This is a genomic window from Nocardioides sp. NPDC057577 (assembly GCF_042801335.1).
Lineage (GTDB): Bacteria > Actinomycetota > Actinomycetes > Propionibacteriales > Nocardioidaceae > Nocardioides.
The window spans coordinates 1-3202 of the sequence record NZ_JBHVGB010000015.1; the positions used below are offsets into that span (position 1 = coordinate 1).

The 3202-nt window shown below is 54.8% G+C and carries 1 rRNA gene; it reads right to left on the reverse strand.

Features of this window, described 5'->3' with window-relative positions:
• Window positions 1-2714 (reverse strand): 23S ribosomal RNA (locus ACFU7D_RS05040); the annotation flags it as partial.
• Window positions 2715-3202 lie beyond the last annotated feature (488 nt).

Genomic DNA, 3202 nt, shown 5'->3' on the forward strand with positions numbered 1-3202 from the left:
CGACGAGCCGACATCGAGGTGCCAAACCATCCCGTCGATATGGACTCTTGGGGAAGATCAGCCTGTTATCCCCGGGGTACCTTTTATCCGTTGAGTGACCACGCTTCCACATGCCGTGGCCAGATCACTAGTTCCGACTTTCGTCCCTGCTCGACATGTCTGTCTCACAGTCAAGCTCCCTTGTGCACTTACACTCGCCACCTGATTGCCAACCAGGCTGAGGGAACCTTTGAGCGCCTCCGTTACATTTTAGGAGGCAACCGCCCCAGTTAAACTACCCATCAGGCACTGTCCCTGAACCAGATCATGGTCCGAAGTTAGACATCTAGTACGACCAGAGTGGTATTTCAACGTTGACTCCACACACACTGGCGTGTGCGCTTCACAGTCTCCCACCTATCCTACACAAGCCGAACCAAACACCAATACCAAACTATAGTAAAGGTCCCGGGGTCTTTCCGTCCTGCCGCGCGTAACGAGCATCTTTACTCGTAGTGCAATTTCGCCGAGTCCACGGTTGAGACAGCGCCCAAGTCGTTACTCCATTCGTGCAGGTCGGAACTTACCCGACAAGGAATTTCGCTACCTTAGGATGGTTATAGTTACCACCGCCGTTTACTGGGGCTTAAATTCTGAGCTTCGCCGTGAGGCTAACCCGTCCTCTTAACCTTCCAGCACCGGGCAGGAGTCAGTCCGTATACATCGTCTTACAACTTCGCACGGACCTGTGTTTTTAGTAAACAGTCGCTTGGGCCTGGTCTCTGCGGCCCTTCACGCTTCCCCCAGCTAGTGGGTTCACGATCCGGGCCCCCCTTCTCCCGAAGTTACGGGGGCATTTTGCCGAGTTCCTTAACCATGGTTCGCTCGATCGCCTCGGTATTCTCTACCTGATCACCTGAGTCGGTTTGGGGTACGGGCGGCTCATGACTCGCTAGAGGTTTTTCTCGACAGCATAGGATCATCGACTTCACCAAACGGCTCCCCATCACATCTCAGACATACAGAGCCCGGATTTGCCTAGACTCAGTCCTACATGCTTGGCCGGCGACAACCATCGCGCCGGTTCGACTACCTTCCTGCGTCACCCCATCACTTGACTACTACACACTCGGGTCCCATGTTCCACACACACGCCTCACCCCGAAGGGATCGGTCACGTGCGCTTCAGATGGTTAGCATCATGCGCCTCATCATGGGCGTCATTTCGCCGGTACGGGAATATCAACCCGTTGTCCATCGACTACGCCTGTCGGCCTCGCCTTAGGTCCCGACTTACCCAGGGCAGATTAGCTTGACCCTGGAACCCTTGATCAATCGGCGGATGTGTTTCTCACACATCATTCGCTACTCATGCCTGCATTCTCACTCGCGTACCGTCCACCGCTGGATCACTCCGCTGCTTCACTCGATACACGACGCTCCCCTACCCACCCCGGAAAACCGGAGTGCCATAGCTTCGGCGGATAACTTGAGCCCCGCTACATTGTCGGCGCGGAATCACTTGACCAGTGAGCTATTACGCACTCTTTCAAGGGTGGCTGCTTCCAAGCCAACCTCCTGGTTGTCACTGCGACTCCACATCCTTTTCCACTTAGTTATCGCTTAGGGGCCTTAGCTGATGGTCTGGGCTGTTTCCCTCTCGACAATGGAGCTTATCCCCCACTGTCTCACTGCTGCGCTCTCACTTACCGGCATTCGGAGTTTGGCTAACGTCAGTAACCTGGTCGGGCCCATCGGCTATCCAGTGCTCTACCTCCGGCAAGAAACACGCAACGCTGCACCTAAATGCATTTCGGGGAGAACCAGCTATCACGAAGTTTGATTGGCCTTTCACCCCTAACCACAGGTCATCCCCTCCATTTTCAACTGAAGTGGGTTCGGTCCTCCACGCCGTCTTACCGGCGCTTCAACCTGCCCATGGCTAGATCACTTCGCTTCGGGTCTAGAGCGCGCGACTCAATCGCCCTATTAGGACTCGCTTTCGCTACGGCTTCCCCACACGGGTTAACCTTGCCACACACCGCTAACTCGCAGGCTCATTCTTCAAAAGGCACGCCATCACCCCCACTGCTGTAAACAGCCGGCCGGGCTCTGACGGATTGTAGGCACACGGTTTCAGGTACTATTTCACTCCCCGCCAGGGGTACTTTTCACCTTTCCCTCACGGTACTGGTCCGCTATCGGTCATCAAGAAGTATTTAGGCTTAGCGGGTGGTCCCGCCAGATTCACACGACATTCCACGAGTGCCGTCCTACTTGGGAAGTACATCAACCCAGCCAAACACATACGATTACGGGGCTATCACCCGCTACGGCCCAGCTTCCCAACTGGTTCACCTTCATGCTTGGTTTCTTACTGAGCTCACCGCCGGCAGACGATGAAAGACATATCCCACAACCCCGACTACCCAACAACTGCCGTCTATCACAGGTAACCGGTTTGGCCTCATCCGATTTCGCTCGCCACTACTCTCGGAATCACTATTGTTTTCTCTTCCTACGGGTACTGAGATGTTTCACTTCCCCGCGTTCCCTCCACACGCCCTATAGATTCAGGCGCGGGTAACACGACATGACTCGTGCTGGGTTTCCCCATTCGGACACCCCCGGATCAACGCTCGGTTGCCAACTCCCCAGGGCTTATCGCAGGCTCCAACGTCCTTCTTCGGCTCTTGATGCCAAGGCATCCACCATGTGCCCTTCATAGCTTATCTCTCACAAACACTCAACAAAAACAACAAACACAACAACATCACATATCAAACATCACGTTGTCGAGCCTGTCATGCGCTACGAAGACCACGCACACACCAACACCCCAACCCAAGGTCGAAACCTTCGGCAAGAGCGCCTACAAGGTGTGTGCATTCTTATTAAACAAGATGCTCGCGTCCACTATCCAACTATCAACTCCAACGCTTACTCAGCGCCGGCCAGCCCGCACAACCCCATCCAGCACTCATACCGAGCGTCCTTCAGGCGAAGGGGGCGAGAGACAACCACTCAACACTGCTTAGCATTGTTGTGTGATTCCTCAGGGCCCAACAGTGTGTCAAGACCAGACCAGCTCCAGGAGACTTCAGGTTCCACGCCCACCTCCGAAGAGAAGGGCAGTACTGAGAAGCACACCCGGCAACCAGCCGGTGTTTCATCGACGATTCCACTAGCGAGTAGCACCATCACCACACAACCGAATGTTGTG